The sequence below is a fragment of the Neobacillus vireti genome, from assembly GCF_001026695.1.
Taxonomy (GTDB): domain Bacteria; phylum Bacillota; class Bacilli; order Bacillales; family Cytobacillaceae; genus Neobacillus; species Neobacillus vireti.
In genome coordinates this window covers 186,583-211,388 of record NZ_LDNB01000017.1, presented here as the reverse complement: position 1 = coordinate 211,388, position 24,806 = coordinate 186,583, and the positions used below count along the sequence as shown (strand labels likewise).

Here is a 24,806-nt window from a genome sequence, read left to right as displayed (position 1 = left end):
TTATTAACTTGTAGGACACTCAGTTAGCATGAGTTCAATATTTAGCCTTTTTAGCGATACATCACGGGGTATGGAAGTTCATCCAAATCGGCTTCCTCTCGTCCGTTTTCTAATAATGCAACTTCCTCCAGCCCAGGTGCCTCAAATACAAACATCATCAGGAGATCTATGGCTTTAGAATATGGATTGCTGCTGGGAAGATTGTTCAAGAGACGATGGATGGCAAAAGATAAGCGCCGTTTTAGTCTTATGAAATTCTCTTCCTCTGGTGCGACTGCCAAAAGCTCTAGGAGCATCGGGATATAATCAGCCAATTCCTTTCCTTCATATTCATAGCCGCCTTCACAAATGAGCTTCTGTAATTTAATCAATGCGGCACCGCGTTTCCGGCTGTCACCCAGCTCATGAGCGGTTAAATAGAGGCTTGTTTTTTCCTTATAATCAAATGTTTCGACATATAGTTCTTGCAGGTCCTTGAGCCCCATTTCATATAAAGGCTGAATCCTCTTTAAGATTTCTTTCCGATTCGTTTCCGAGTGAATGTTTTCATTCACAAATTCTTCAATGACGGATTTCTCCTCGAAAAAAGAATTATTTGGATACTCCAACATCCGGGACATGATGAAGAGAAGTACAGCAGATTCATTCGTCATTGACTTTCACTTCTTTCATATGGATAGGTCGTAATTCCTTCCGGCGGTGCCAAGTCTTCAATACTGCACGCCCCCTGCTTATAATGTAAGTCATCATCCATTTCCCGCCGTCCTGTCGGAATCACGAATCGTTCATTATATTTGGCGACTGCCAGTAAGCGCGCCATTTCTTCTACCTCTTCCGGTGTCGTCCCCGCTTCTTCCAACAGCTTGCTTACCTTCAGCTTATCGCCTCCGCCCACCGTTTTTTCACGCATATGAACACGCATTGCCGCCATTTTTAAAAGGACTCTGCGAATCACATCAGTATCGTCAGCAGCTAAAATAGAAGCTAAGTACTCCATTGGAATTCTCATTTGATCTACGGCTGGAATATAGCCATCGGCCGATAACTCCTGCTCATTGGTAATATGATTCATGATCGGACTGAGCGGCGGCACATACCAGACCATCGGCAATGTCCGATATTCCGGATGGAGCGGCAAGGCAATCTTCCACTTCATCGCCATTTTGTATATGGGTGATTCCTGAGCGCTTTGAATCCAGCTATGATTAATGCCTTGTTCTTCTGCCTTCTCAATAACTTCAGGGTCGAATGGATCTAAAAAGACGGAAAGCTGTGCTTCATACAATTCCTTTGGATCTTCAACAGAAGCGGCTTCCTTCACCCTGTCAGCATCATACAAGACCACCCCGATATATCGAATCCGTCCGACACAGGTTTCTGAACAAATCGTCGGCAGACCTGCTTCCGTCCGTGGATAACAGAAATTACATTTCTCCGCTTTATGGGTATTCCAATTGTAGTACACCTTATGATAAGGGCAGCCATTTTGACAAAAACGCCAGCCCCGGCAGGCATCCTGGTCAACAAGGACAATCCCATCTTCGTCCCTTTTATATAAAGCACCGGTTGGACACGAAGCAACGCAGGATGGATTCAGACAATGTTCACAAATTCTTGGCAAATACATCATGAAAGTTTTTTCATATTCCATCGCAATATGTTCCTGAATCTTTTGGACATTGGGATCCATCGGAACCACTGCACTGCCGCCGGCCAGGTCATCATCCCAGTTCGGTCCCCATTTAGGCTTATCGATATACTTCCCCGTTATCATTGACACCGGATGTGCTACCGGTAAATTTTCCTTCTTAGGACTCTCATGTAAATGTTTAAAATCATAGGTCCAAGGCTCATAAAAATCGTCCAGTTCCGCCATATCGGGATTGTAAAAAATATTCGCCAGCTTCGAGATTGGGCCGCCCGCGCGCAAATGCAGCCTGCCATTCCGCATAACCCAGCCGCCCTTGTATCGGTCGGTATTTTCCCATTCCTTAGGGTAACCAGGTCCAGGGCGAGTCTCCACATTGTTATACCAGACGTACTCCATCCCCGGACGGTTTGTCCAGACGTTTTTACAAGTAACAGAACAAGTATGGCAGCCAATACATTTATCAAGGTGCATGACCATTGCCACTTGTGCTTTAATTTTCAAGCCAATCGACCTCCTTTAATGGCCGGATAATCGCCATTGTATCTCGCTGGCTGCCTGTTGGCCCATAATAATTAAATCCGTAGCTAAGCTGTGAATAACCGCCAATCATATGGGTTGCCTTCGGATAAATCCTCGTGACACTATTGTGGGTACCGCCGCGCGTTTTATTAATCGTATTCCCCGGCACACCCATTGTTCGGTCCTGGGCGTGGTGCATATAAACGGCACCGCGCGGCATCCGGTAAGTCAGCACAGCCCTCGCCGTCACCACCCCGTTACGGTTGTAAAGCTCAATCCAATCATTATCTTTAATGCCAATTTCGGCTCCATCCTCTTCATTCATCCAGACGACCTGCCAGCCGCGGAACAACTGAACCATATTGGTTGTATCGGTAAACATCGTATGAATACCCCACTTTTGATGGGGAGTCATATAACGGAGTGTAATCGATTTGCCACTGCCCTCGATTTCGTTTTCACCCTTAATAAACGGCCCCTTCGAAATTGGCGGAATATACAAGGGAAGACCCTCGCCGTAATCGAGCATGACCTCATGATCAAGGTAGAAGCTTTGCCGTCCTGTCAATGTATGCCACGGAATCCGAAATTCCTTATTCACTGTAAACGGCGAATAGCGGCGGTTATCATTCTCAAGTCCGCTCCAAACTGGTGTCGAAATCGCCTGACGCGGTTGAATCGTTAACGCATCGAGCGTATAATCCTCTTCTTCCCGTCCCTCGGAGATATGGGCCAGTTTCTTACCTGTTTTTTCCTCCATTGACTTCCAGCCCTCAACCGCCCGTTTCCCGTTTGTGGCCCCGGACATTAAAAGGATGGCATTAATCGCTTTTTTATCGGAATATAAATCGGGATAGCCCTTTCCAATCCCCTCATGCTTGGACGTTCCAAGCCGGCGGAGTAAATCCCTGTAGACCTTATCCCCCGGAATCCGCACACCCTTTGTACCGTAGCCGTTTTTAATATTTGGCCCGACGGTGATCCACATATCATATACGTGGGGATAATCCCGTTTCAAAATCGTGAAGTTTGGCATCGTTTTGCCTGGAATCGCTTCAACTTCTCCTTTACGCCAGTCCATTACTTTTCCAAATGGCTGGGCAATTTCATTTATCGTATCATGTGCCAGAGGTGACATGATCAGGTCTTCCTGGGCCGGGAGATGTTCCTTAGCAAGCTCTGAAAAAGCTTTCGCAATTTCCCTGAAAGCATCCCAATCACTTCTCGTATCCCATGGTGGGTTAATCGCTGCATTAAATGGATGGACAAACGGATGGAGATCGGTGCTGCTAATATCATGTTTTTCGTACCAGGTCGCAGCCGGCAGGATAATATCAGAGAAAAGTCCTGAGCTTGTCATCCGGAAATCCATACTGACAAACAGGTCGGTCTTCCCTTCCGGCGGTTTTTCAGAAATATTCACATCCTTAGGCTGCCTGGAGTTTGCAACATCTGATAGCACCGAATCCTTGGAGCCAATTAGATGTTTCACAAAGTACTCGTGTCCCTTTCCGCTGTCACCAAGCAAATTTGAACGCCAGTTAAAAAACACCCTCGGAAAGTTTCGTGGGTCATTGGGATTCTCAATCGCAAAATCTAGCTTTCCATCCTTCAGCTGTTGAGCTACATCCTTAAACAGCGCCTGGTCGTCACTCGTACGCGCCCGCGCCTCTTTCATGACATCCAATGAATTTTGCGAAAGCTGCGGGAAGCTTGGCAGCCAGCCGAGCCGTGCTGACATAGCATTAAAGTCCGCGGGGTGCATTTTTGCATATTGACTGCCCCAGTCCGTCTCTGAATCATCAACATCATATTCATAGCGGAATTGTTCCGTCGCAAAGTAGAAAAAGGACGTACCATTCATAAAGCGCGGCGATTTGACCCAATCATTTGCAAAGGCAATTTGTGAAAAACCTTCTATAGGACGAACCTTTTCTTGGCCAACGTAATGTGCCCAGCCCCCGCCATTCACACCTTGGGAACCCGTTAGTAAAACCAGATTTAAAATCGATCGGTAAATTTGATCACTATGGAACCAGTGGTTTGTTCCTCCGCCCATGGCAATCATTGATTTCCCTTGCGTCCGTGCAGCGTTGTCAGCAAACTCTCTCGCCACCTGGATCACATGCGCTTTATTTACACCAGTAATACTTTCCTGCCAAGCAGGTGTATACGGCTTATTGGCATCGTTATAATCCGCAGGATAATCCCCTAGGAGTCCCCTGTTAATCCCTGTATGTGCCAGCATCAGATCATAGACAGTCGTTATGATTAGTTCATTTCCTGCTTGGTCCTTGATTCGCTTAATCGGAACACCACGTTCGCTTTTTCCGCCATCTTTTTCAGCAAAATACGGGAATTCAACCATTGCCACAGCATCTTTTTCATTTAAAAAGCTAAGCAGCGGATTAATCTCGGAACCATCTTCCGCCGTCAAATCCAAATTCCATTTGTTACTATTATCCCATCTAAACCCTTGACTGCCGTTTGGAATCGCAAAATTCTTGCGATTATCATCCCAGACAACAGTTTTCCAATCAGCTAATTTATCTTCTTGGTCTGAAATATCAGATGCTCGTAAAAAGCGATCGGACCGATAGCTGCCATTCTTCTTCGTTAATATGACAAGATAGGGCAGGTCCGTGTATTGTTTAGCATAATCACTAAAATAAGGTGTTTCTTTATCAACATAAAATTCCTTTAAAATGACATGCGTCATCGCCATCGCAAGCGCGCCATCAGTTCCTGCCTTTGCCGGCAGCCACATATCTGCGAACTTATCATATTCCGCATAATCAGGGCTTACCCCAACGACCTTCGTGCCGTTATAACGGGATTCCACCATGAAGTGAGCATCCGGTGTTCTTGTTTGCGGAATATTAGTCCCCCAAATGATAAAATACTTCGTATTATACCAGTCACCACTTTCGGGAACATCTGTCTGATCCCCCCAAACCTGCGGAGAAGCGGGCGGAAGATCGGCATACCAATCGTAAAAGCTTAAAATCGTTCCGCCGATTAGCGATAGGAATCTCGAACCGCCGGCATAGCTCACCATTGACATTGCCGGAATTGGGCTGAAACCGACAATCCGATCCGGTCCATATTTTTTAATCGTATAAATAGTGGAGGCGGCAATCATCTGACAAACGTCCTTCCACGTCCCTCTGACAAAACCACCTTTACCACGAGCCTTTACATATTGTTCTCGCTTTTTTGGATCAGTTACAATATTTTCCCACGCCTGGACTGGGTTTTCTGCCTTTTTAAGCTCATCCTGCCATAACGCATTCAAGTCTCCGCGGACATACGGATACTTCACCCGGGTAGGACTATATGTATACCATGAAAAGCTCGCCCCGCGCGGACATCCCCTTGGTTCGTATTCGGGGAAATCATCACCCGTTGACGGATAATCTGTCTGCTGCGTCTCCCAAGCGATAATTCCATCCTTGACGTGAATTTTCCAACTGCATGAGCCGGTACAGTTCACGCCATGCGTCGAACGGACAACCTTATCATACTGCCAGCGTTTTCTATAGACATCCTCCCAATCGCGCGGACGGGGATTCTCTTCAGTCCAGCCATCATTAATCCGTTCACCGCGGACTAAATGCTTGAGGGAATCGAACAGATTATTTTTTTTAGACTGCATCAACGTCACCTCTTCCTTTTAGAATTTCTCCTAATGGATTAAATTCTTCTCCCAAAAGGCGAAACGAGTCTTCACCGCTCTGAAATTCCTCAAGGAAAACCTTCCAATTGGCCGCATTTGCTGCTGCAAGGATAAGTCGCTGTAACGTATTCATATCCTCAATTTCATAGATTTGTTGAATCATTTCTCCAGATATCTCACCAAATCGCATCCTTAGTACGGCAATTAAGTCCTCCCGATCATCGACAAGTAATGGATCCGTTTCAAATGAAAACAATGGACTATTCACTCCTTCTACAGTTTGATCATTTTATAGTAATCTGATATTAACTGAGATTTACACTTTTCAGCTGTTTCTTCAAAAAAACGAACCACTTCTTCATCAGGATTTAAAGCTTGTTCAAAGCTTACCTTAGTTGTAGCCGACTGTGAAAATGAAGGTGAAAACCGTAATGTGAGTTCATAGCCATTTTCACACTTCAAAACGGTTCCATGGACATCGAAAGGATGGATATTCAGATTTGAAAATGTTTCTGACATTTTCTGATAGAGCGCTGGTGCCGCAAAACGCAATAATTTTTCCTCTAATACGGGCTTATTCCCCATCTTCAACCCCACTTCCCTAAGTTAGCTAATTTTCCCTAGGTTATTTTTTACCATTGCTAGCAGATTATTCATTTCATCTTCATTGTGAATTTCATCAATGATGATAAGACTGTCTAACATGGAAATCATCCGTTTATCTGGTTCCTGTGTTTGCAACATCACTTTCATGTTTTCTACGATCCGGCGCATAAGATCATGATCACGTGTTAGTTGGATAACCGTAGATTTTAGTGCTGGATTTTCTTGAACGATATCTTTATATAATCCTTCCTCTTCCGCTTCCGCATGTTTCAGGGTTCGTGTTTCCCAATGTTCGATTGTTACTTCTAAAACCTGTAAGGCCTTTTCCCTTTCCCCATCATCTAGACATTTTTGTAATAAATTTCGCAATTCCAATGCCTCATTCAGCGCTGCTTCATGGATGGATGAATGTGCATCTGGTTTTCTCAAACTCGGACCTGACAATTCACTACACTCCTTTTTATTAACCTATATAAATATGTAAATATTCCCTTAGTCTTATTCAATGCCTAATGTACCCTTTTCTTTTCCATCTAAACCTTAAATCACTACAATCCGCTCCATAAATTCCAATAATAAATACTAGTGGCAGAACAAAAAGGGTGTCAGGCACCATGTGAATTTTTCACATGGTGCCTGACACCCTTAGTGGTTCTATTAAAACCATTATCCCCGTACTACTGAATCCATGCCCCATCATTACCGATCCTGTAATCTCCAATAGTCGTATTGACTGCCATATTACCATCTTTAAATAAGTAATACCATTTCTTTTTAATGAATACCCAACCTGTTAGCATTTCACCTTTTGCGTTAAAAAAGTACCAATCATCGTTATTCAGAAGCGTAGAATTTGATAGCATTGCACCATCTTTAACGACATAATCCCATTTGCCGCTAGAACGGATCCATGTATTTGTTGCCATGACTCCATCCTTTGCAACATAGTACCATTTACCACTGGTCAGTATCCATTTATTGGTTTGAATTGTATCATTAGCGTCAAGGTAGTACCACTTTTTATCTGTGTAAGTCCATTTGCCGCTTACTTTGCTTTTATGGTTTTTATATACAATAGCTGCCAAATCAGCAATCACTTGTTGGGACTTCGTGTATGAAATATTTTTGGTCATAATAGCTACAGCAAAGGGGGAATTATCATAAACAATTCCGACATCATTATAAATAAGCGAATCTGGAATCATCCCAACTTTATGAGCAACCGGCACATCTGGAATTCCTTTGGGAATCGTTGTGTTGTAATCTGATTGTTCAAGGTAACCGACAAGCTCTTTTCCAAGCGAATTAGTTAGTGAAAATTGATAAAGTTTTTTTGCATAGATAATTAAATCATTTGGTGAAGTCAAATTTTTATCCATTTGGATATGTATATTGAGCACCCAAGCTTTTCATGTAAGAAATAAACTGATTGGCGCCTACTCTTTCTTTTAACATGATAAAGGCAATGTTATCACTATGAATCATCGCTTTCCTAACAAGATCACGAATGGAATAAGACGTTCCAACCCTTTCATATTGAATGACCCCGCTTCCCCCAAAGTAGTGCCGCTGTTGATACACCAACTTTTCATTTAAATCGAGTTTTCCATTACTCGCAAGCTCCATTACAGCTAATGCGAGCGGGAGTTTAATCGTACTAGCCGCACGCCCAGCTGTTTTATCGTTAATATCAAACGTTTCCCCTGTGGTTAAATCTTGATACTGAAGAGTTATTGTTCCGCCGGCCTCTTTAATGTACTGATTTAAATCCACTGATAAATCATTTCTAAATTGATTCGTTTTGGAAACAGAAGCTGCGCTTGCCTCCTTAGCTTGTTCAAAAACTAAGAATAGTAAAAACACCAGGATAAAGCTCTTAACAATCTTCATTCTCCCCACCCTATCAACCTTCTATTATAGGAAAATTGTACCACTAACTAAATTTCAAATGAATACTATTTTCCTAATTTAACATAAAGGCGGAAAAACAAAGTAAGACAATAGCTCTATCACTTTCCATAAAAGCCCATAAAATGACTACTCAAATTTTCTTATCCGAGGTAAAATTGGAAATAAAAACAAATGTAAAGGGGAAAAACAATGGATAATAAAGATTCCTTACGAAGATATGATATTGATTGGTTAAGAAATTTCGCAATATTGCTACTATTCCCGTTTCATGCTGCGAGAGTTTTTGATCACTGGGATCCTTTTTATGTGAAAAATGAAACATTGAGCTGGGGATTAAGCTGGTTTATTTCCGTTGCAAATATATGGTTTATGCCGCTGCTTTTCTGGTTAGCCGGATCGGCCAGTTGGTATGCCCTTCGCGTGAAATCCACATCATTTTTTCTAAATGAAAGAATCGGTAGATTATTAATCCCGCTATTATTTGGAGTCCTCTTCATTGTTCCGCCGCAAGGTTATTTTGCCATACTTGATCATACTGGGGAATCTTCAGGCTCCTATTTTATATTCTTAAAGAATTTTTTCACTGATTTTAGTGATTTGTCAGGTTATTTTGGAACGTTTACTCCGGCACATCTATGGTTTATCCTTTATTTATTTGTACTTTCTGTTGCCGCAATACCAGTCTTTTCGTTATTAAATAATCAAAATAGAAAAGAAAAAGTGAATAAGTTTCATAAGATTTTCAGTCAACCACTCATTTTTATGTTACTTTTTATTGTTTTAACGATTACCCAAGCATTGCCTGCACCAGGAGGTCAAAACCCCTTCTACTATCTGGCCATCCTCCTTATTGGATATATATCCTGCAGTGATCCAAGGTATCAAGAAATGTTTAATCGTATTCGTTTCAAGGCATTAATATTGGTGTTAATACTCGTGCCAATCTGGGCAATTCTTGTGGTCCATAACCTTGACGCGAAAGGTTTTTCCACAATTTCTATATTTCTAACGTTATTCCGCTCACTTAATACACTGCTTGGACTAATTGTTATCCTAGGATTTGGTAATAAATTTCTAAATTTCCGTCATAAAATATTGCCCTACTTAAATGAAGCGGCGTTTCCAATTTATATCATTCATCAAAGTGTTTTAGTGGTGATCAGCTATTATGTGATCCGATTAGACATGCGTGTTCCGGCAAAATTTACACTGATAATGCTATCAACACTAATCGCTTCGCTATTAATTTATGAACTAATCATTAAGCGAATGGGAATGACACGATTTTTATTTGGAGTAAAGACTAAAAAAACCACAACATTACACAAACAAGAGCAAAATAAGACAGTTTAAAAATAAGAAAACATTGTCATTCTAATCTAGTTCTTCTCATAGAAATAATTGTAGAAAGAGATTAAAAGAAATTTTTATTTTTCTACTTGCAAGGTAAATATTTCGCTGGAAAGAGTGATTAGAATGACGCCTATCCACTTTAAGGCATTTGCGATTACGAATGAAATTGATTTAAACCAAATTGCCATTCAATGCGGCATTCCTAAAAAGTTCACTTGGGAACAGCCTTTAATTCTAAAAGGCGAAATTCTCCAAACCATCGTGCAAAAAAAGCTGGACGACTCACAAATGGTGATGGTTTTTTCCTTTGGCAGCGTTGTCTTCATTAATCATTCGGACTCAAATGAGATAACCTGCTTTTTGAAATACCTCCATTCCTATGAACCGGATATTGAAATCAAGAATGCTAATAGATATACGGACGATTATAGTCTTCATATCAAAGAAACCGAAAATATTGAATTGACGGACGAATATATTGTAGTTCCAGAATATGAGGTTTATTTTCCTGAATTGATTTCCACGGTCCTTGCCAAATCGGTGGCACTTGAGAAAACAGAGGAGCAGCTCGGAAATATCCATGACAAACTCGAAATGATGATTGACCGGCTGGAAAAAGGCAGGCTGAGAATCGGCAATAAAGAACTGGCGAGGACGACCGCGAAAATCGTCCGCCACGAATACAACACGCTTGCGTATATCATGATTTTAGATAAACCTGATATAACATGGACAAGCAGCACAGCAAACGAATTTTACGACAAGATGGTCGAGTTTTTCGAATTAAATGATAGATATATTATTTTGAAAAATAAAACAGATATTTTATATAACATCATGAATGGTTTTTCCACCATTAGTCATTCCATCCGTGGACTCTTCGTGGAATGGATTATCGTCTTTCTCATCCTCTTCGAGATCATTCTGACGATAATAAAATACTAGTAAAAATGGGTTATTCCCCCGGCGCTGTAATGCTTTATTGCATCGGGGGAATGAACCCTTAAGTAATTTATTTACTAAAAAGTATTCGATCTGCACCTGCTACTAACTTTCTTATTAAGTTCTCAGCAGTTATTTCGTTTAGTAATAGTCTTGTAGCCTGCCCAGCCCACAGCGACATATAGTCGGGATTATTGTGAAAAGCTGCTGCCCTTCGAATGTCACTGGTCAACGTGTTTTGGGTTGGGAAATCGGCTGGTGGTATTTTTGCATCTTGGTAGGCTTCTATAAAAGCATTTTTAATTCCTCTAGCCGGACGTCCTGAAAAGACTTTGGTAATAACTGTACTTTCTTCTGTACTTTTGATTAGTGCTTGTTTATATACTGGATGAGCACCAGACTCTATAGTAGTTAAGAATGCCGTTCCCATTTGAACTGCTTGTGCCCCTAATGCCAATGCTGCAACAATGCCGCGGCTATCCATGATTCCACCTGCAGCCACCACTGGTACCGAAACAGCATCCACTACCTGGGGGACAAGGGAAAAGGTTCCGATCGCGGCACCATGAGTATCTTTTTCTATTTCAAATGTTCCTCTATGACCGCCAGCGTCACTACCTTGGGCGATGATGATATCTGCGCCCTCATTTTCTGCCAGTTGGGCTTCTCGAACAGTCGTTATCATCGTCGTAACTGTTACTCCCTGTTTCTTGGCTGCCGCCATTTTATCCGGGGGAAGAACACCGAAAGCGGTAGACAGTACAGTTACTTTTTCTTCCAATAGGACTTCAAATTGTTTATCAAAAAAGTTGTTTGTCATCACCTGCTGATCCAAATACTTCAAACCTAACTTTTCTCGAATTGGATTCAGTACCTTCTGAGACTCTTCTACTCCTTCATAGTGATCTTGCCAATTGGTACAAAATAAGTTCACGGCAAATGGCTTTGTAGTCCTCACCTTTATTTGTCGAATCGCTGTTCTTATCTCATCTGGTTTCATATAGGCTGCGCCTAAGGTTCCTAACCCACCTGCATTAGAAACATTGGCAACCAAATCCACGGTTGTTGGGCCTCCAGCCATTCCAGCTTGAATTATCGGATAGGTAATACCTAGTATTTCGCATAGTTCAGTGTTTAGGCGCATAAACAACTTCCTTTCAATTTTTTATATTTCTATGTGAGACACATGGAAGGGTTTATTGTCCCACTTACCAATATGAAGTTAATCTGAAGGTGGGTCAGCCTTCCTTTTCCCTCTGTCCTTTCATTTATGACGGGACCATAAAACAACCGGGATCAGCAATAGTGAAAAGATGCCTCCTGCAAGTGAGAGTGTTGCATAACTCGATTGGGCAACAACCATCCCCGAAAGTGCTCCCCCTGTCGCTCCTGATAATGCAATCAAAACATCTACAGTGCCCTGCGTTTTGGCCCGAGTTGAGGGAAGGGTTGCGTCTACGATAAGTGCTGTGCCGCAAATCAAACCGAAGTTCCAGCCGAGCCCGAGCAAGGCAAGTGCGATGATGAGAAACAGCATGGAATCAGCGGGTGCAAGAGCGGCAAAAACACCGGCTGCAAGCAGCGTGGTACCAGCAGCAATGGCCATTGCCGTTCTGCCAATTTTATCAACGAGTATGCCAGTCAGGAAGGATGGCAGATACATGAAGGCCACATGAATGCTGATAACCATTCCGACTTCACTCAAACCATGTCCATGATGCCTCATGTGGACGGGTGTCATCGTCATAATACCAACCATAACCATTTGGGTAAAAATCATGAGTGCTGTTCCAACAACGATACCCCGCCCCTCTAACCTTTGAGTATCGCCGGAGTTCACAATTGAAATAATTTCCTTTTTACTTCTTTTCACTGCTGCAAGACCGTTAGCTACTAGGAGTGGGTCAGGACGAAGGAAAATTAAGTGCACCAAGCCAGCTAGGATAAAAGCTGTTGCTGCTAATATAAAAGGGCCGGCTAAAGCTGGAACACCGATTGACGCAGCAAATCCCCCCATGACATCAACCAGGTTTGGACCTGAAACAGCTCCAAACGTGGTGGACACCATGGCAATACTAATGGCTGTAGCCCGCTGTTTCGTATTGGCCATGTCGGTACCAGCATAACGAGCTTGAAGGTTGGTTGCTGAACCAGCTCCATAGATTAATAGAGAGGCAAAGAGCAATAGAAGATTATTAGTCAATGCCGCAATCACAACTCCGATGGCGCCAATACCGCCAGTAATGAATCCTGCGGCAAGACCAAACCGGCGTCCATAACGTTGAGAAAGCCGCCCTACAAGATAGGCTGCTGCTGCAGAACCTAAAGTGAACAATGCAGTAGGAATGCCGGCAAATCGATCAGTACCTAGCATATCTTGGGCAATCAGTGCCCCGACCGTAATTCCGGCTGCAAGTCCGGCACCTCCAAAAATTTGTGAAAGAACTACAACCATCAACGTCCGTTTATATAACTGCCTTTGTTTTTCCGGAGAATCAATGTAATTTTGTATCCACTCCGGTTGACTTTCTAAAGCTTTTGAATTATCTGCTGTATAAGACAAACAATCAGACCGCCTTTCCTTTTTAAATAGGTGTTCTAATTTTCCGAAATATTCAGTAAAATAAAAAAGTAGTAATAAAGGAGGAGTGAAGAACATGACATTTTACTCATTCGTTTTACTCATTCACATTGTCGCAGCAGTAGTCGGATTGGGTTCTACTTTTGGCATGCCCATTTTAATGGGAAAGGTTAGAAATGTTTCCCAGGCTAAGTTTGCTCTGTCAGTTTCACAAGGAACGGAGAAATTGGCCAAAATTGGAAGTATCACCTTGCTGGTAACAGGCATCATCATGGGCATCATGCATCCGGACTTATTTAAGGAAATTTGGTATATTGTATCCATGGTCATTTACATAGCGGTGCAGCCAATTGCCGCTGGGATGCTTCCGAAGAAAGCAAAGCTTCAAATGGAGATCCTCGAAAATCATGATGGTGAAGAGCTTCCAGCGGAATATATTCTAGTAGCTAAACAGGCTGTTCCACTAAATAATACCTTATACATTTCAGCAATTATTTTAATTATTCTAATGACAATTAAACCATTTTAATACTTAAAATCAATGGTATTACGGGATTTTTATTCATTTATTCTCGAAAATGCAAACATTTCCTTTCAATATGAAAAAGCCAACTATCTTAGACAGTCAGCTTTCCACTAAACCTATTCAAATAAAGGACTTACGGCTTTTTCATTATGGATCCGATCAATTGCCTCTACAAGCAATGGTGCAACGGATATCATTCTTATTTTTCCAATCATTTTCTCTTCCGGTAACTTTATCGTATTCGTCACTACTAATTCTTTAATCGGTGACAGTTGAATTTTTTCAATCGCTTGCCCGGTGAAAACAGGATGGGTACAGCCGGCATAAATAGATGTTGCCCCATTTTCTGCTAATGCCTTAGCTGCGGATGTAATGGTTTCAGCTGTATCAATTAAATCATCAATGATGATGGCATTTTTCCCTTCAACATTACCAATGACATTGAGGGATTCGTGTTCATTTTCCTCAAGTTTTCGTTTATCGATAAGCGCAAGTGGAGCATGTAAAAGATTGGCCATTTTTCTCGCTCTGCCGATGCTGCCATTATGCGGCGCAACGACAACAATATCGTCTAATCCTTTATTTTTAAAATACTGTGTTAGGATAGGGACGCCTATTAAGTGGTCAACTGGAATATCAAAAAAACCTTGAAGCTGCGGTGTATGGAGATCCATTGTAAGAACTCTAGTTGCTCCAGCAGCTTCTAATAGGTTAGCCACTAATTTCGCCGTAATTGGTTCCCGAGAACGAGCCTTTCGATCTTGGCGTCCATACCCATAGTAAGGAATAACTACATTAATTGTTCTCGCAGAAGCCCTCTTAAAGGAATCCAGCATAATAAGAAGCTCCATGATATTTTCATTAACCGGGTAGGAGGTCGATTGAACAATAAATACCTCACTGCCACGTACACTTTCTTCGATATGAATTTGAATTTCTCCATCACTAAATTTAGTTACAGAGCATTTGCCCAACTCACAGCCCAAAAGCTCGGCCATCTCGTTTGCAAGTGTTTGATTTGAATTCAATGTAAACATTTTAAATCTATTATTTAAATGATACGTCACCTTATATCCTCCACACTGTATAAATTCGAATGTTGCCTTTACTCTAATCATTTCATCTTATTTTACTATATTAAACAACATTGTGGTAGGTAAGGCTTCCACAAATAACTTCTTAAACCCGATTATATTCTCTCATTACTCGCAAAAGTTCTTCATGATTGATTGCGTGGACTATTTTCCCATATGGTTTAACGGTAGTCATTGATTCCGCGGCAATCAAAGCATTAACGACTGATTCATCCACTGCTTGGCAAACAGCTTCATAAATTGGGTCAAATCCTTCATCATTGACAAATTCCATCGTCAATTTTTCTTGTGATAATTGGAGAATATCCATTTCATTGGCAGTTGAAAAGGCAAGAAAAATATCACCTGAACTATTTCCCCCAGGGCTCCCGCTCCTGCCAATACCAATTGCGGCACGCTTAGCAACCCTTTTTAGTTGATGGGGTAGCATTGGAATATCTGTCCCTATAATGACAATGATTGAACCTTGTTCATTTTCTAAAAGCTTTCCATTACTCATATGTTTTCCGACAGGGACACCTATAATGGTAAGCCATTCACGTAAACCAAAGTTTGCTTGAACAAGAACACCGATATGATGTTGTTGCCCATTAATCGTGACAACACGTGAAGATGTTCCCGTTCCCCCTTTAAATTCGTAACAGATCATCCCCGTCCCTCCGCCAACATTCCCTTCGGATACTGGTCCTGGATGAGCCCCATCAATTGCTGAGAGAACATGCTCTTCAGTAATATGCTGCCCGTTAATGTCGTTAAGAACACCGTCATATGTTTCAGCAATCACGGGCATCGCCCATAAATGTTCGGTGCTGAATTGTTTTTCATAGTTATTCACCATCCATTTTGTTGTTGCATGGTGAGCAATTCCAACTGAATGGGTATTTGTTATACAAATTGGACTTAGAAAATAGCCGCCATCATTCACCCAATGCACGCCTGTCATTTCACCATTACCATTTAGACTGTAAAACCCTGCCCAAATCGGCTTCATTTTTTCTTTTTTACCACGAGGCAAAATGGCTGTCACCCCAGTTCGGATTGGACCTTTACCGATCTGAACTTGTCCTTCACCTTCTATGATTGTGGTAAACCCGATTTCTACACCTGGAACATCTGTTAATGCATTAAATTCCCCTGGAATACCGGGAAATGGCAATCCAAGATCTCGTGCTCGCTTTTTGCTCATAGTCTTTTTCCTTCCTTTAAGTCGGATGATATGTAAAAAAAGTAAAGTCCTCATTTCCAGATTTTGTTTGGGTCAGTTCCCCTTCTATTTCATAAAAGTGGGACTGACCCGCTTTCCATAATTCTAATAAAATCTGCGATTCATGACTTTCTCTGTAAAATAAATTGGGATTGATGAAGCAGGTCTACTTTGTTTTGTAATTATATTGATCTAATATCCATTGTGGCAGCTCCATTCGTGCTGTCATTAATGGATCAACAACCTGACATATTCTTAAGTCACCAACTAAGGATAAGAGCATTGCAGCTTCGTCAATTGGCAGTCCAAGCTGTTCGACGATAAACGTGTGCATATTTACCGTTGCAAGTTTGCCCGCTTCATCCAATGTTTCTGCCGAGGCAATCATTATTAGTCTCTCTTCACTAACAAGCATTGGTAAAGGATAGGATTCTCCTTTTATAACATCCACTTTGATGGTTACTTCTCCCGGAATTTCTAATCCGCATATGACAATTTCCCCGTCGGCCATCACCGCATGTAAATCGCCCATCGACAGGAGCGCACCGGAGACATTGACTGGTAAATATAAGGTGGAGCCTTTTATGATTTTTTTACAGTCCATATTGCCGCCATGATCACCCGGAGTTCCAGTAGGAATATCCCCATCTGCAGGTGCGGTGCCAATTACACCAATCATCGGTTTAATGGGAATCTGAATTTTCTCGTTGAAAATCGCTTTTCCGTCTTGAATGGCAATAATTTTTGTCGTTTCGCCGGTCACAATATCACCAAGTACGCCAAGTTTCGGAGCCGTCGTCATGACACCTTTGTGTTCGATTTTAATATCTGCTATTTCCACTTTTAAAATATCCCCCGGCTCCGCCCCTTCTACAAATAATGGACCCGTAGCCGGATTTATTTTATCCCAGCCGACTGAGCTAAAAGGCTGGTCTTCCTGCTGAATTTGATTACTGAAGCAATCATACGTTTCAAAAATGACAGTACTTCCCGGCTGTACCTTTTTCACAACTGGATTGTTGCGTGACATATTCAGTACACACTGGTCTTTATAAATAATTTCCATCATTATGACTCCTTCCTCTTACAATTTAACGATTTTTAAGGCTGTTTTGGTAAACATTTTTGCAGAAATCATAGGCAAACTTATAAAGAATCCATTACCGGTGTAAATTTACACCACTTTATTGATTGTTTACAAGCCACTGCCAGTCTATCAGCGAATTTTACGGTTCTATCGGCTATTTTTGCTGTTCAATCGGCGAATCTACGAAAGCAGCAATCTAGAAATAGCCATCTTAAAATTTCATAAAGAGTAATAGGAATATATCATTAACCTGCTGTTAAAGTATAAGACACGTTCCCATCTGCACTAACATCCACCAGGGCTCCTCTAAGCAAGCCTTGGTCATAATCTGTACCAGCATTAATACAGATTGTTCTGCCTAAAGTGGTCACTCCACGGCTTTCATGAACATGACCATGTAAGGAAAGCATGGGTTGATATTTTTCAATGGCATCGCGCACTGCTTTACTGCCAATCGGCGCCGTTGCTAGGGAATCACCGTCTAGAACTGGCTTTAACTCTTCATCGTACAAGGTCCCTTGATCTAAATCAGTGTCGTAAGGAGGGATGTGAATATTAAAGATGCATTTATTCATATCCTTCACCTGTTTGGCAGCGTTTTCAATTTTCTTCGCTAATTCTTCCTCACTGTACTCACGAGGATACTTAAATACACTTGGCTTTCCACCGCCAATTGAAAGAATTTCAAATCCATCTATCTCAATAATTTTTTCATCCCCATTTTGAACAAAACTTCCGGCATTGAGAAACTCATCAAGATAAAAGTCATCCACGCTCCCAGGAATCATTATACATGGAATTTCTGCTGCTTTAAACCGTTCATCAGCCATTTCGATCCACTGCCTGAACACTTCTATTTGCTTCTCTTTAATAATCCGCTCTGCATCGCTCTCATTTAATTGATTTAGCTCTTTTTCTGACACTAAGTAAGGATAGAATCCTGCATCTCGTAAATTCCGTTCCAAATCTGGGAGTTCATTTACTTTTTTCACTTTCACAGTAGATCCATAATATCGGCACGTATAAATGCCAGACTTTTCAACTATCGGGACGACCATTTTCCCTGTAAAGTCGCCGCCATATATGACTAAATCGGCGATATAGAACTTACCGGCATTAGTGAATTTTCGAAACGCAGTTTCTCCTCCATGCAGATCGCCTGCATAAAAAATTTTCAAATTCCTCACCCCATATTATTTTTTAGAAGAATTGATCAATCTGAAGGAATCTCCTGGAATTGGATATCGATATCAATCCCTTTCTTAGCATGATGACGTTTCATCACAAAATAAATGATGATTGGGATAAACATTAAACACAGGGAGACAACAATCATCGTAAATGGTAAATCTCCTCTTAAAAATGGAATTAGGAGATAGTAACAAATCGAGACGCTGATTGCTAAGGTTAGCCAGCCTAAAATGGTAACTAAATGGACCCCTAAGAATTTTGTCTTTACGATTGGAGGTGAAGAGTTAAACAATATTTTCTTTCTGGTTGAAAAAACAATACCAGCAATCCCCAGGAAGATCCAGGCTAAGAACCAAGTGAATATAGTGTAAGCGATATTTGCCGTCCAAGATGGGACGAAAATGTCGAGCATTAAGAAAAACCAGGCACCAATGATAACGGTTCTTAATGCGTACGTAGGTGAATTGGTCTTTTTATTGAGTTCCATAAATTTACTAGGAATTAAACGGTCAAACGACCAAGCAACCATATTACGTGAAGGTCCAAAACCTAAACCAGCAGCAGATCCAAAGGTCGCAACCGCAAAGCAGATCGCAATTAAAAAGACAAAAACGGGACTCTTTGTCATGATCCCAATCATGATGGTGATAAATGGATCATATCCCTTGAACGGATAGGCTTCATGCCCGGAATTATAAAGATAATACAGGCTATTGGACCAGATATCGCCAAAGTTGATATAGGACAACGAGTAAAAAATCGCCCAAACTACCATTAATATCGCCAGTGAGCCAAATAATGCCATCAACTGAGATTTTTGTACGTTTCGAACTTCTCCTGCTAGATTTGCCCCAAATGTGGAACCTAGTGTATTGAGAATAATATAGGTGGAACCCGCCATAATAGTCGCACCGAAGAGGAACTTAGTCGTATATCCATCTGCTTTTGCGAGTTGAATGACATCATTATAGGCTAAACCTGTAAGCTGTGAAAAATTAGCGGCAAAGGTTCCTTGCCCTGTGATTAGGTTAGCAATAATAAAGACAACAGCGCCTACCAGGGTAGCACCCAATGTTAAATACGCTAATCTTACCATCCACTTTGTTCCCTTATAATAGATAAAATAGATGAACAGCAACAATCCTGTGCCAATAATGGCATGCATGTAATTACTATTAAAAAACTCCGCTAAATGAAGCCATCCTGAGTCATTCCCATTAATAAGTGCGATTGAATAGAAGAATTCTACTACGGACCATTTAATAATCCAGTTTAACAGGATTCCAGTCCACGAGATGGAAGTAAACGTAATCATAAAGCTCGCCATCAGTCCAATCGCCGGATGAAGGATCCGGCTAATGTAAATATATTCACCGCCCGACCTTGGCATCGAGACTGATAATAACCAATAGAGACCTGCGATAATGAACATCTGGGCAACAGCCAAAATTGCCCAAACCATATGAGCGCCTGGATATAAAAATGGTGCCCACATAATATAAACGAGCGCAAACATCAATCCTGGGTTTGCAGCAGAGTAAATCATTGTGTCAATGGGACTAATTTGCCGTGCAATTCCACCGGTAGATTTTTGTTCAAACAAAGCGAGACCAGCTTTAGACATTTTTTCTCCCTTCTCTCCTTAAAAGTTAACAACTGGGGTGACATTCACAATTACTTTCCAGCACCGAACCTTCCATTTTCAATGATTGTATCTATTTATCCCCCCTCTAAGTGATTCTGAATATTAAGACAATTATTTTTAAAAATTTTTATCTTAGTTGGTTTATGACTCTCTTTACAGATTGGGCTGAAAGGTCTTATGCCTCCTTTTCCTCAGGAGTGAGCGGTAATTCGATAATACTTTCTACGCCGTTCCCACCGAGGATAGTGGGAACACCCAGATAAATGTCCCTATATCCGTATTCACCTTCCAAATAGGCAATCGAAGGTAAACTCCTTCTTCAGATGAAATAAGTTTGGGAGCAAACTACTCCTTCACTTCATCTTGATTGCTTTCATTTTCTGCATCTTTTTTATTCACATTAGGCTTATTGTCCATTTTATTCGCTTCATACCCATCCGCCGCTTTCATTCTAATTAAGTGATTTGTACTCAAATCAGGATGAGGAATGACATGAAAGGCAACTAAGGCACCCCTTCTTTTCGCTAGTTCCACACCTGCTTCGACTGCAGCTTTTACCGCACTTACATCTCCTTCTATTAAAATTGTCACAAGTGCAGCGTCCACCATCGATTGCTGTACAAGTTGGACATAAGAATTTTTTAACATCACGTCTACTGCCTCAATCGAGGTAGCCAACCCTTGCGTTTCTATCATTCCTAATGCCTTTGTCACCGGCCTCACCCCTTCCAATTTCATTCATTACGATCGAAATCCCTCTTTCTTTTGCCGCATCCCGTGCTAAAGGCGTGATAATCGTATTCGGCTTAATAGTAATAATGCTTTTCTTCCACCCATCAATAATCGTTTTAGTTAATAGCTTTTCATGAAAATCGGCCACAAATGTAGTTCCCAAAATTCCATTCACGTTAGGACCTGCCTTACCATCTCCTGTTTCGTTAAAGAATCTACCTGTTTTAATTAATTTACCCTTAAGTCCACTTTTAATAAATCCGGCATTGGCTTCATCTGTATCAATATGCATTTCCAATACATAGTTATCTGAAATCCGAATCCGTACCTTTTCAAAACTTAACGGGCGAATCGGATGATCAATTTCCACTTTTACATATTCTCCATCTTTCACATCAAGCTGGCAGGCCTGCTCTGACGGCATATGAATATGTGCTTGAGCTATGATTAACCCCTCTTCAAGGTAAATACTTCCTTTTGGACCAACGATTGTAACCCATGAAGACCCTTGTAGGTTTCCTGACTCCCTTATCGGTGGATTCAATCCAAGCTTGATTGCATCTGTTTGGCTTACTTCTACTTGGGTTACTCTTCTTAAGGGTCCGAGAACTCTAACCCTCTCAATGCTTCCCCGTGGTCCAGCGATTGTCACGACTTCGTTTGCCGCAAATTGGCCTGGCTGTAATAAATCCGACTTTTTCGTAAGCCGGTACCCTTTTCCAAAAAGAATTTCTAAATCCTTTTCCTTTAAATGACAATGCCTAGCTGACACGCCAATAGGTATGGTTGGAGTTCCATTTTGCCTTTCTTGTAGACGCCTCACTACTTCTTTTACAATTAGTTGTGAGTTTAGTTCTTTCATCATATGTGCCTCACTCATTCAACATTTATAAGTTTACTAGCGATATTATCCCTCAAATTTTGGTAATATAATTTGCAGTTCATTATGTGGGCGTGGGATGACATGAACAGATAAAATCTCGCCTACTCGCCCGGCCGCCTCACTTCCGGCTTCTGTTGCTGCTTTTACTGCACCCACATCTCCGGTTACAAGCACTGTCACAATCCCGCCGCCGACATGAATCTTCCCTATTAAATTGACATTTGCTGCCTTTACCATTGCATCCGCTGCTTCTAGAGAAGCCACCAATCCCCTTGTTTCAATCATGCCAAGTGCACCATTAATAGCCACGCAACATTCCTCCTAATTTTCAATTAGATACATTTCTGCGACATATTTTTTCGATGCGGTCAACTTGTTCCTGGGAATACGACTGAAACTTTTCTTGCGCTGCTTTTGCCCGCTTGACTGCCGCTCTCATCTCTTGGATCGATTTCAAATCATCATCGAACTCAATAATGGGGAACACTCCTCTCTAATAAACTCACCCTTTCATTCGTGATGCGGGAAAAACTTCACCCGACCCTGTCCCGGTTCTTTCGTGCTTATGGAAACTGAAAGGTCTTTCCAGGTTTTCAATTCTTCCAACGTTAGCGGAACTTCGTGCGGAGATATTTCATCTGCTTTATTTGAAAACCCCACTGTGGAGGTAATTTTATTCCATTGTTTCATCTCCTCTTTCGTAAGTGGGGGATATTCTCCCCTTTCATCAACTGATAAATATTGTTCCCTCCATTCGTTTAGAACAGAACGTTTCGACTGTTCCTCTATCCGCGAAAGTACTAATCTCGTAATCTTTTCAACTAAATCGGCATCCATTTTCTCACCACCTGTAAAAAACTTCATCTAATGGGCATCCTTATATTTTTCCATTCTGCAGATATCTTTTTGCTATTTTGTCAGTGTCTTCAGTAAATCCGTTTCCTAACTCCCTGGTTGTTTCATTATCACGGCTGCCTACCCAAGCAATCAGCTGAAGTCTTCGCATCAGAATAAAAGTTGGAATCTCTTGTTCTTCTTCTTCAGAAAGGGGGCGAACCCTGCGATACCCTTTTAACCAAGAGGCAATTAAGGCTGGGACATATGGTTTATGTTCGATAAAGCTTAGAGAAGTAGCAAAATCATAGAGATACCAGCCAAATCCACAATCATCAAAGTCGATGACCTTAATTTGTTCACGCTCTACCAACAGGTTAGCAAGACGTAAATCAGAATGGATTAAGCCATAACGATTAGCGGCTTTTCCAAATCGATTCAGTCTATCTCTAATTTTCTTTGAAACCTTTGTGAATAATTCCTCTCGTTCCTCGGTGATCGCTAATCCATCCTGCCATCTTCCCCACTTTGGAGCAGTGCCTAGAATGGTATCATAATCCCAGGTGAGTCTGCGGATTTTCCTAAGACTTTCCCAATTATTGATGCTATGTTCATGTAATTGTGCGGTTATTTCGCCAAGCTTGAAAAATTGGCTGATTAGCTCACTTTCGTTCTCTTCATTTGGCGCATCCCCTTCTAAAAATGTGAAAAGTGTACAGTAATATTGCTCGTTTTGATGTTGAACTACTTGAATATATTCGCTGTTCCCTCCTAAAATGGGCAAGGAAATATGAATAGACGAGTGCTTATGGATTGACTTCAACCACTCAAGCTCGCTCTCCACTTCCATCTTTGTATGATATCCCGGGCGTCCGACACGTAAAATATATTTTTCACCCCTACCCGAATCGGTAACAAGATAAGTAGCATTTTCAGAGTAATTTAATAGTTGAATCGTAGATTGAGATAAAAATGGATAGGAAGGAAGTGCGGTATTTGCAATTTCATTAAATTTATTCAAGGATTCTTGTAATGGGTCAACGGAGGGATTGCTCATTTTCTTTTCTCCCTTCTAATGGTTAACTATAGCTATAGGCCATTTTTGCTGCTTGAGTAATACTAAGTTCACATTTTGTCAGTAACTCATCACAATATTCTTGATCACAAAGTAAACCAGGTTTAAATTGAAGGACTTTATTATCGAGCATGGAATAAATGGCCCAAACTCCATTTTTAAAAAGCTGCTGCATGACATAGATGGCACCTTTCGGATGACTAAACTCCAGCCCCATTACAACGCCCAATTGGCGAATGCCCACAAAAAAGTCATGATTTTGCTTTTTAATTGTTTCTAGTCCCGTCCGTAAATAACGTCCAACAAAATCAACGTTCTGCTGTATTTCCTTACGCTGGGAGATTTCTAACACCTTCATAGCCACAATACAGCCTAATTCCGAACCACCAAATGTGGAAATATGGGCAAATCCATCTTCATTCATCCAATTTCCCGCCTTTTTGTTAACAACGGTAGCTGCAATCGGATAAATTCCGCCGCTAAAGCCTTTAGAGGTAACTAAAATATCTGGTTCCACCCCATAGTGTTCAATCCCCCAAAGTTTTCCTGTCCGCATTAAGCCCGTTTGAACCTCATCCGCGATATATAGGGTACCAAATTTTTCACACAATCTTTTAACTGAAGGAAGATATCCTCTTTCGGGAAGCGGGAATCCGTAGGTTGCCGGAATCGTTTCGATCATGACACAGGCAACATCTTCATTCATTAATGCTCTCTCCATCGCATCTAAATCATTGAATGGAACATGAATAAACTCTGTCGGGTCCCCTTCACTCAAAAACAAGCGTGAATACCGTTCATTTCCTAATGAAACAGCGAGTCCTGTATGGCCATGATACCCATTAATGATCGAGACGATTTTTTTCCGTTTCGTGGCATATCTAGCGCATTTTAAGGCAACATCGATAGCTTCACTTCCACCCGCAGATAGGATAGAATAATGTAGGCCATTAGGTGTGCATTGTGACAGTTTTTCAGCAAGCTTGGCACGGGTCATCGCTGGAAAATGATGATTGCCGATATCGAAATCATCTAACGCTTCCTTCAAAGCAGCGATAATTTCAGGATTACGATGCCCTAAATTATAGGTTCCGCCATTTAAATGAACATCCATTAATTTTTTGCCATTCATATCGTAAAAGTAATACCCTTCACGTTTCCCCATAACGAGGTCAATACCATCTTTTTGCCACTGGCTTGTTTTCCCTGGATTCCACCATTGAAGGGATTGATCTATGACTGTTTGTTTACTGCCAAATTCAACCATACTTTTCTCCTCACTTCTCTTACAGCATT

Annotated in this window: 24 protein-coding genes and 1 pseudogene; 3 read left to right on the top strand and 22 right to left on the bottom strand. The window is 41.4% G+C overall.

The window, feature by feature from the left end; genetic code table 11:
• Positions 1-50 precede the first annotated feature (50 nt).
• The 8 genes from narJ to AA980_RS28090 form a co-directional block, all read right to left on the bottom strand.
• The gene (gene narJ, locus AA980_RS21190; RefSeq protein WP_024028071.1) at positions 51-653 is read right to left on the bottom strand and encodes a nitrate reductase molybdenum cofactor assembly chaperone; all 603 of its coding nucleotides are present in this window, start codon (positions 651-653) and stop codon (positions 51-53) included.
• Positions 650-2,152, bottom strand: a complete 1,503-nt coding sequence (gene narH / locus AA980_RS21185) for a nitrate reductase subunit beta (protein ID WP_024028072.1) — start codon at positions 2,150-2,152, stop codon at positions 650-652. The genes narJ and narH overlap by 4 nt, the downstream gene beginning before the upstream one ends.
• The gene (locus tag AA980_RS21180; protein ID WP_024028073.1) at positions 2,142-5,825 is read right to left on the bottom strand and encodes a nitrate reductase subunit alpha; all 3,684 of its coding nucleotides are present in this window, start codon (positions 5,823-5,825) and stop codon (positions 2,142-2,144) included. Before AA980_RS21180 ends, narH begins: the two co-directional genes overlap by 11 nt.
• Positions 5,815-6,102: a hypothetical protein gene (locus tag AA980_RS21175; protein ID WP_024028074.1), complete on the bottom strand. Its 288-nt coding sequence runs from the start codon at positions 6,100-6,102 to the stop codon at positions 5,815-5,817. Before AA980_RS21175 ends, AA980_RS21180 begins: the two co-directional genes overlap by 11 nt.
• Before the next feature lie 17 nt (positions 6,103-6,119).
• A complete protein-coding gene (locus tag AA980_RS21170) occupies positions 6,120-6,431 on the bottom strand; it encodes a type III secretion system chaperone family protein (RefSeq protein ID WP_024028075.1) in 312 nt (103 codons plus the stop codon).
• 21 nt (positions 6,432-6,452) lie between these two features.
• The gene (locus AA980_RS21165; RefSeq protein ID WP_024028076.1) at positions 6,453-6,896 is read right to left on the bottom strand and encodes a hemerythrin domain-containing protein; all 444 of its coding nucleotides are present in this window, start codon (positions 6,894-6,896) and stop codon (positions 6,453-6,455) included.
• Between the two features lie 233 nt (positions 6,897-7,129).
• Positions 7,130-7,819 carry a serine hydrolase gene (locus AA980_RS28095; RefSeq protein ID WP_160310255.1) on the bottom strand — a complete coding sequence of 230 codons (690 nt, stop codon included), beginning with the start codon at positions 7,817-7,819 and terminating at the stop codon, positions 7,130-7,132.
• 4 nt (positions 7,820-7,823) lie between these two features.
• Positions 7,824-8,342: a serine hydrolase gene (locus AA980_RS28090; RefSeq protein ID WP_024028078.1), complete on the bottom strand. Its 519-nt coding sequence runs from the start codon at positions 8,340-8,342 to the stop codon at positions 7,824-7,826.
• A gap of 210 nt (positions 8,343-8,552) precedes the next feature.
• Here AA980_RS28090 and AA980_RS21150 point away from each other — a divergent pair, with 210 nt between their 5' ends.
• Positions 8,553-9,716: an acyltransferase family protein gene (locus AA980_RS21150; protein ID WP_024028079.1), complete on the top strand. Its 1,164-nt coding sequence runs from the start codon at positions 8,553-8,555 to the stop codon at positions 9,714-9,716.
• 123 nt (positions 9,717-9,839) lie between these two features.
• A complete protein-coding gene (locus AA980_RS21145) occupies positions 9,840-10,661 on the top strand; it encodes an RMD1 family protein (RefSeq protein ID WP_024028080.1) in 822 nt (273 codons plus the stop codon).
• Positions 10,662-10,728: 67 nt separating this feature from the next.
• Here the strand turns inward: AA980_RS21145 and AA980_RS21140 are convergent, their stop codons facing one another.
• A complete protein-coding gene (locus AA980_RS21140) occupies positions 10,729-11,802 on the bottom strand; it encodes an NAD(P)H-dependent flavin oxidoreductase (protein WP_024028081.1) in 1,074 nt (357 codons plus the stop codon).
• Positions 11,803-11,922: 120 nt separating this feature from the next.
• Positions 11,923-13,221 (bottom strand): MFS transporter, encoded by a 1,299-nt coding sequence (locus AA980_RS21135; protein WP_034723873.1) that lies wholly within the window; start codon positions 13,219-13,221, stop codon positions 11,923-11,925.
• Between the two features lie 94 nt (positions 13,222-13,315).
• Here AA980_RS21135 and AA980_RS21130 point away from each other — a divergent pair, with 94 nt between their 5' ends.
• Positions 13,316-13,768 carry a DUF2269 family protein gene (locus tag AA980_RS21130; protein WP_024028083.1) on the top strand — a complete coding sequence of 151 codons (453 nt, stop codon included), beginning with the start codon at positions 13,316-13,318 and terminating at the stop codon, positions 13,766-13,768.
• A gap of 113 nt (positions 13,769-13,881) precedes the next feature.
• On the opposite strand, the gene AA980_RS21125 is transcribed toward AA980_RS21130, so the two are convergent.
• The 12 genes and pseudogenes from AA980_RS21125 to AA980_RS21075 all read right to left on the bottom strand — a co-directional run bounded on the left by AA980_RS21125 (position 13,882) and on the right by AA980_RS21075 (position 24,777).
• Positions 13,882-14,883: a ribose-phosphate diphosphokinase gene (locus tag AA980_RS21125; protein WP_082195791.1), complete on the bottom strand. Its 1,002-nt coding sequence runs from the start codon at positions 14,881-14,883 to the stop codon at positions 13,882-13,884.
• A gap of 61 nt (positions 14,884-14,944) precedes the next feature.
• A complete protein-coding gene (locus AA980_RS21120) occupies positions 14,945-16,045 on the bottom strand; it encodes a DmpA family aminopeptidase (protein WP_024028085.1) in 1,101 nt (366 codons plus the stop codon).
• A 184-nt stretch (positions 16,046-16,229) separates the two neighbouring features.
• Positions 16,230-17,129, bottom strand: coding sequence for an acetamidase/formamidase family protein (locus tag AA980_RS21115; RefSeq protein WP_034723834.1), 900 nt, complete (start codon positions 17,127-17,129; stop codon positions 16,230-16,232).
• A 266-nt stretch (positions 17,130-17,395) separates the two neighbouring features.
• The gene (locus AA980_RS21110; protein WP_024028087.1) at positions 17,396-18,328 is read right to left on the bottom strand and encodes a metallophosphoesterase family protein; all 933 of its coding nucleotides are present in this window, start codon (positions 18,326-18,328) and stop codon (positions 17,396-17,398) included.
• Positions 18,329-18,363: 35 nt separating this feature from the next.
• Positions 18,364-19,965 carry an APC family permease gene (locus AA980_RS21105; protein WP_024028088.1) on the bottom strand — a complete coding sequence of 534 codons (1,602 nt, stop codon included), beginning with the start codon at positions 19,963-19,965 and terminating at the stop codon, positions 18,364-18,366.
• Positions 19,966-20,161: 196 nt separating this feature from the next.
• Positions 20,162-20,305, bottom strand: a pseudogene (locus AA980_RS26600) (malate dehydrogenase); the annotation flags it as partial.
• A gap of 26 nt (positions 20,306-20,331) precedes the next feature.
• Positions 20,332-20,700, bottom strand: coding sequence for a BMC domain-containing protein (locus AA980_RS26595; protein ID WP_024028089.1), 369 nt, complete (start codon positions 20,698-20,700; stop codon positions 20,332-20,334).
• Complete coding sequence (gene pduL / locus AA980_RS21095; protein ID WP_235815135.1) at positions 20,648-21,583, bottom strand: phosphate propanoyltransferase; 936 nt, start codon at positions 21,581-21,583, stop codon at positions 20,648-20,650. The genes AA980_RS26595 and pduL overlap by 53 nt, the downstream gene beginning before the upstream one ends.
• 42 nt (positions 21,584-21,625) lie before the next feature.
• A complete protein-coding gene (locus AA980_RS21090) occupies positions 21,626-21,886 on the bottom strand; it encodes a BMC domain-containing protein (protein ID WP_034723880.1) in 261 nt (86 codons plus the stop codon).
• Between the two features lie 225 nt (positions 21,887-22,111).
• The gene (locus AA980_RS21085; RefSeq protein ID WP_024028093.1) at positions 22,112-22,465 is read right to left on the bottom strand and encodes a hypothetical protein; all 354 of its coding nucleotides are present in this window, start codon (positions 22,463-22,465) and stop codon (positions 22,112-22,114) included.
• Positions 22,466-22,478: 13 nt separating this feature from the next.
• Positions 22,479-23,492 carry a phosphotransferase enzyme family protein gene (locus AA980_RS21080; protein ID WP_024028094.1) on the bottom strand — a complete coding sequence of 338 codons (1,014 nt, stop codon included), beginning with the start codon at positions 23,490-23,492 and terminating at the stop codon, positions 22,479-22,481.
• A gap of 22 nt (positions 23,493-23,514) precedes the next feature.
• Positions 23,515-24,777, bottom strand: a complete 1,263-nt coding sequence (locus AA980_RS21075) for a class-III pyridoxal-phosphate-dependent aminotransferase (RefSeq protein ID WP_024028095.1) — start codon at positions 24,775-24,777, stop codon at positions 23,515-23,517.
• Positions 24,778-24,806 lie beyond the last annotated feature (29 nt).

Coding starts and splice junctions, on each gene's coding strand:
- narJ (WP_024028071.1), bottom strand. CDS start 653: ATGACGAATGAATCTGCTGTACTTCTCTTCATCATGTCCCGGATGTTG.
- AA980_RS21180 (WP_024028073.1), bottom strand. CDS start 5,825: ATGCAGTCTAAAAAAAATAATCTGTTCGATTCCCTCAAGCATTTAGTC.
- AA980_RS21170 (WP_024028075.1), bottom strand. CDS start 6,431: ATGGGGAATAAGCCCGTATTAGAGGAAAAATTATTGCGTTTTGCGGCA.
- AA980_RS28090 (WP_024028078.1), bottom strand. CDS start 8,342: ATGAAGATTGTTAAGAGCTTTATCCTGGTGTTTTTACTATTCTTAGTT.
- AA980_RS21150 (WP_024028079.1), top strand. CDS start 8,553: ATGGATAATAAAGATTCCTTACGAAGATATGATATTGATTGGTTAAGA.
- AA980_RS21145 (WP_024028080.1), top strand. CDS start 9,840: ATGACGCCTATCCACTTTAAGGCATTTGCGATTACGAATGAAATTGAT.
- AA980_RS21140 (WP_024028081.1), bottom strand. CDS start 11,802: ATGCGCCTAAACACTGAACTATGCGAAATACTAGGTATTACCTATCCG.
- AA980_RS21130 (WP_024028083.1), top strand. CDS start 13,316: ATGACATTTTACTCATTCGTTTTACTCATTCACATTGTCGCAGCAGTA.
- AA980_RS21125 (WP_082195791.1), bottom strand. CDS start 14,883: ATGATTAGAGTAAAGGCAACATTCGAATTTATACAGTGTGGAGGATAT.
- AA980_RS21120 (WP_024028085.1), bottom strand. CDS start 16,045: ATGAGCAAAAAGCGAGCACGAGATCTTGGATTGCCATTTCCCGGTATT.
- AA980_RS21115 (WP_034723834.1), bottom strand. CDS start 17,129: ATGGAAATTATTTATAAAGACCAGTGTGTACTGAATATGTCACGCAAC.
- AA980_RS21105 (WP_024028088.1), bottom strand. CDS start 19,965: ATGTCTAAAGCTGGTCTCGCTTTGTTTGAACAAAAATCTACCGGTGGA.
- pduL (WP_235815135.1), bottom strand. CDS start 21,583: ATGATGAAAGAACTAAACTCACAACTAATTGTAAAAGAAGTAGTGAGG.
- AA980_RS21090 (WP_034723880.1), bottom strand. CDS start 21,886: ATGATTGAAACAAGGGGATTGGTGGCTTCTCTAGAAGCAGCGGATGCA.
- AA980_RS21085 (WP_024028093.1), bottom strand. CDS start 22,465: ATGAAGTTTTTTACAGGTGGTGAGAAAATGGATGCCGATTTAGTTGAA.
- AA980_RS21080 (WP_024028094.1), bottom strand. CDS start 23,492: ATGAGCAATCCCTCCGTTGACCCATTACAAGAATCCTTGAATAAATTT.
- AA980_RS21075 (WP_024028095.1), bottom strand. CDS start 24,777: ATGGTTGAATTTGGCAGTAAACAAACAGTCATAGATCAATCCCTTCAA.